Raw genomic sequence first — 4017 nt, forward strand, 5'->3', positions numbered from 1 at the left:
CATTCCGACCCCGACTCATTCGCCGTCAGTCAAAGGGTAGCTAAAATAGCCCCGTCCCAAATTAGCTACCCCGGCAAAGGCACCCTTAGATAACCGTCACGCGGCCTTGGTTGCCAACGATGGCCTTGGCCTCGGCCAGCAGCGGAATCGAGCGTGCGTTAACCTTGGCCGGCACCTCGGCACGCAACACGCGCCCGTCCACCTGCTCAATAAAGATCTCCACGCGGTCGCCGCCCGGGTTGGTGGTGAGCACCGTGGCCAGGCGCGCCATATTGCCCTGGCTAAAGCGGCTGTTGGGCACCATGACCTCAAACACCCTGGGCTTGTTGTTCTCCTCGTTAAGCTCCAGCGGCACGATCTCCTGCGCGATAATCTGATCGCCGCGGTCCGAGCGTTCGAGCTTGCCCCTAATGCGAACAAACGCATCGGACAGCTGTGCGCCGGTCTCGGGATCGACCTCGCCGTACAGATACCCCTCGGCCTCCTTGTAGGTCTTGGGGAACACCACGACCGTGGCCTCGCCTTCCATGTCCTCGAGCTGCACAATGCCCATGGGGTCGCCGTTTTTGGTCACGCGCTTGGACACGCTCGAGACCATACCGGCCCACCACAGCGCCTTGCCCTCGGGAATCTCCTGGTTGATGGTACCGCCCGTGGGGTTTTGCACCTCGTAGCCGGTGTCGATCTGCGAGAACGAGAAGTCGCGTGCTTTGCTAAGTGCATACTCAAACGGACGCAGCGGGTGGTCCGAAACATAGATGCCCAGAACTTCCTTCTCCTGGCTCAGCTTAAGATGGCGGTCCCACTCCTGGCCATCCGGATCGGGCACGCTCACCTCGAAGCCCGAGCCCTCAACGTCGCCAAACATATCGAAAAACGACGTCTGGCCGCTCGCGCGATCCTTCTGGCGCTTCACCGCGGCATCGATGATGTTCTCGGGGTTGTTCTTGTCCACAAAGTGCATCATCTGGCGACGCGGATACCCCGTGGAGTCGAAGGCGCCTGCCTTGATCAGGGATTCGATCACGCGGCGGTTGGCCTGGCTCGAGTCCACGCGCTCGACAAAGTCGTGCAGCGTCTTAAACGGACCGCCCGCCTCGCGCTCAGCGATAATCGCCTGCGCAACGCCGGTGCCCACGCCTCGAATGCCGGCCAGACCAAAGCGCACGCCCTCCTTAGTAGCCGTGAACTCGGTACCGGACTCGTTGACATCTGGCGAAAGCACAGGAATGCCGTCGTGACGGCATGCCGAGACGTAGTGCACGATCTTGTCGGTCTTGCCCGTATAGGACGTCAGAACGGCCGCCATGTACTCGTGCGGATAGTGCGCCTTGAGCCACGCCGTCTGCATAACCAGAATGGCGTAGCCGGCGGAGTGCGACTTGTTGAAGGCGTAGGACGCAAACTCGAGAACATCGTCCCAAATCTTCTGGGCGACCTCGCGCGTGTAGTTGTTCTTGATGGCGCCATTCATCCAGTGGTCGTAGGTGGTCTCGTCCGAGCCATCCTCCCAGTGGAGCACCGTCGACGTGAGCAGCTTGATCTTTTTCTTAGCCACGGGCTTACGGATACGCGAGTCCGATTCGCCCTTGGAGAAGCCGCACATCTCGACGGAGATGAGCATAACCTGCTCCTGGTAGACCATGGTGCCGTAGGTTTCGCCCAGGATGTCGTCCAGACGGTCGTCATAGGAGACGGCCGGCTCCTTGCCGTTCATACGGTTGATGTAGGATGAAACCATGCCGGCGCCCAGCGGGCCCGGGCGGTACAGAGCGATCAATGCCACGACGTGCTTGTACTCGGTGGGCTTCATGTTCTTGATCGTGGCCGTCATGCCGGCGGACTCGACCTGGAAGACGCCGGCGGTGTGGCCGGAGCCCATGAGCTTAAAGATCTCGGGATCGTCAAAGGGAATCTCTTCCTCTTTGATGTCGATGCCGAAGTTCTTTTTGATGTTTGCCTTGGCCTTGGAGATAACCGTCAGCGTACGCAGGCCCAAGAAGTCCATCTTGAGCAGACCCATGTCGGCGACGGTATGGCCCTCGTACTGGGTAATCTCGACGCCGCCCTTGGTATCGAGCTTGGTAGGCACGTGCTCGTTGACGGGGTCGCGGCAGATCAGAACGGCGCACGCATGCACGCCCTCGCCACGGGTGAGGCCCTCGATCGAGAGCGCCGTATCGATGATGCGTCGGGCGTCGTCGTCCTTTTTATATGCCTCGGCAAAATCGGGGTTAAACAGATCCTCTTTGCCGGGTTGCTTTTCGAGCACCTGCTTGAGCTTGACCTTGGGGTCGCTCGAGACCATCTTGGACAGGCGCTGGCCCATATAGACCGGGTAGTCCAGAACGCGTGCGGCGTCGTTGATGGCCTGCTTGGCCTTAATGGTCGAGTAGGTGATGACGTGGGTGACCTTCTCGGGGCCGTAGAGCTGGCGAACGTGCTCCACGACCTCGAGGCGCCGCTCATCGTCGAAGTCCATATCGATATCGGGCATCTCGGTACGCTGCGGGGAGAGGAACCTCTCGAACATCAGACCGTTCTCGAGCGGGTCGAACGCGGTGATGTTCATGGCGTAGGCGACGATAGCGCCGGCGGCCGAGCCACGGCCGGGACCGACGCCGATACCGTTGTCCTTGGCCCATTGCACGTACTCAGCAACGATCAAGAAGTAGGCGGCAAAGCCCTTGTCGCAAATGACCTTGTATTCGTACTCAAAGCGCTCTTTGATGTTGACGCCGCCGATCTCGCGCGTGGCCCAGTCATCGCCGTAGTGCTGGCGCAGGCCCTTCTCGCACTCGCGGCGGAACTGGCTCTCATGCGTCTCGCCGGGATCGAGCAGCGGGAAGCGCGGCAGGATGATAGAGTCCCAGTCCAGCTCCACGTAGCACTTGTCAGCGATCTCGAGCGTGTTGTCGCAGGCCTCGGGGCAATACGGGAACATCGCCCGCATCTCCTCCTCGGTCTTCATATAGAACTCCGAGCCGGTCATGCGCATGCGGTTGGGGTCGTCGACCTTGGCGTTCATACCGATGCACATGATGACGTCCTGCACGGGCGCGTCCTCGCGGCGCAGGTAGTGGAAGTCGTTGGTGGCGATGACCTTGACACCCACCTGCTTGGCAATATCGATGAGCGTGCGGTCCATCTGCTCGTCAGTCAGGCCGTTGTCGGTGGTAATGCCGTGTTCCTGAATCTCGATATAGAAGTCGCCGGGGTCGAAGGTATCGCGGAAGGTCTCGGCCCACTCGATGGCGCCTTCCATGTCGCCGCGGTCGATGTACTTGGGGATGATGCCCGCGATGCAGGCGCTGGTGCAGATCATGCCCTTGGCATGGCGGCGCAGATTGTCGAGCGTCACGCGCGGCTTGTAGTAAAAGCCCTGCACGGCGGCCTCGGAGACCGTCTGCATCAGGTTGACGTAGCCCTCTTGGTCCTTGGCCAAAAGGATCATGTGGTAGAGCTCGGGCTTATGGTCGCGGGCGAGCGTCTCGTCCGGCGTAAAGTAGACCTCGCAGCCAAAGATGGGCTTGATAACCAGAGGCGGCTTGAGCTCGTCGATATTGCCCTTCTCGTCCCACATGGCCATGTCCTTCACATACTGGGCATGCTCGCGCGGGTTTTCCTCGGGATCGGGCTCCACCAGCTCGTCGCGGCGGTCCTTTTCCAAGAAGGCCTTGTCGTGGCTCCAGGTTTTGTACTCGGGCGTGTTGTGGTTGACGGCGTCGCAGGCCAGCGCCAGGTCGGGCACGCCATACATGTAGCCGTGGTCGGTAATGGCCACGGCGGGCATGCCAAGCTCAACGGCACGGTTGACCATATCCTGGATACGGGTTGCGCCGTCGAGCATGGAGAAAACAGTGTGGTTGTGCAGATGGACGAATGCCATGTGATGAGCTCCGATGCGGGTTCGTGTTCTGACTGAACGATTTTACCGCACGGCACGGACAGCACCCGAACCTAGCCAAACCCACACGGGTAGCTAATTTGGGACGGGGCTATTTTAGCTACCCCCAT

General features: G+C 60.4%; 1 protein-coding gene. It reads right to left on the bottom strand.

Going from position 1 to position 4017, the window contains the following annotated elements; translation table 11 throughout:
* Window positions 1-85: 85 nt before the first annotated feature.
* Window positions 86-3889 carry a DNA polymerase III subunit alpha gene (gene dnaE / locus DXD49_RS06735; protein WP_117794566.1) on the bottom strand — a complete coding sequence of 1268 codons (3804 nt, stop codon included), beginning with the start codon at window positions 3887-3889 and terminating at the stop codon, window positions 86-88.
* Between the last annotated feature and the right edge of the window lie 128 nt (window positions 3890-4017).

This window comes from Collinsella sp. TM05-38, from assembly GCF_003466445.1.
Classification (GTDB): domain Bacteria; phylum Actinomycetota; class Coriobacteriia; order Coriobacteriales; family Coriobacteriaceae; genus Collinsella.

Bases quoted from the DNA above. Each gene is read 5' to 3' on its own strand.
- dnaE (WP_117794566.1), bottom strand. From the start codon at position 3,889: ATGGCATTCGTCCATCTGCACAACCACACTGTTTTCTCCATGCTCGAC.